This window comes from Rhodococcus sp. EPR-134, from assembly GCF_001647205.1.
Taxonomy (GTDB): Bacteria; Actinomycetota; Actinomycetes; order Mycobacteriales; family Mycobacteriaceae; genus Rhodococcus_F; species Rhodococcus_F qingshengii.
Genome location: NZ_LVCT01000305.1, coordinates 1 through 654 on the forward strand (window position 1 = coordinate 1; position 654 = coordinate 654).

Genomic DNA, 654 nt, shown 5'->3' on the forward strand with positions numbered 1-654 from the left:
TGGCCAACGCCCAGGAGTCGGACTTCGAGTTCCCGCGCGCGTACCAGGGCATCTACAAGTCGCGTCGGTTCGACTGCGCGATGGCGCTGTATTCGAGCGTCGGAATCGAGCACGGTGACCGCGCCGGATCCGCGGCACAGACGATGAAGAATTTCGAGCTCTTCGGCGCTCCTCACGTCGCGATCATCACCACTGACGAGGCATTGGGCACCTACGGCGCAGTCGACTGCGGGTTGTACGTGAACAGCTTCCTGCTCGCGGCCCAGAGTCTGGGGGTCGCCACCATTCCGCAGGCGGCGCTCGCGGGCAGCTCCAAGTTCATTCACGAGCATTTCGGTATCGACGACACTCGCAAGGTTGTCTGCGCGATCTCGTTCGGGTACCCCGACACCGACCACCCGGTGAACGGATTCCGCACCGAACGCGAAACCGTCGACAACGTCGTGCAGTGGATGTCGAACTGACAGGGATGTCGAACTGATCACCTGCTGGTCGGGGGATTGAGTGTTGCGTAGTTCCACCTGAAAGACTGGTGGCATGTCCGACACACCCGAACTGTTCGATCGTCTGCGCCGATTCCCCGATGTCGAGGCACCCAATCTCTTTGCCGTCGATGCGGCTGATCGTCTGATCCTCGACGAGGCCGCCGACGCT

The 654-nt window shown here is 61.8% G+C and carries 1 protein-coding gene and 1 pseudogene; both read left to right on the forward strand.

Going from position 1 to position 654, the window contains the following annotated elements:
- Positions 1-464: nitroreductase family protein (locus A2J01_RS13970; protein WP_064112913.1), on the forward strand; the 464-nt coding region annotated here is incomplete at its 5' end.
- Positions 465-537: 73 nt separating this feature from the next.
- Positions 538-654 (forward strand): annotated as a pseudogene (locus A2J01_RS35785) (SAM-dependent methyltransferase); the annotation flags it as partial.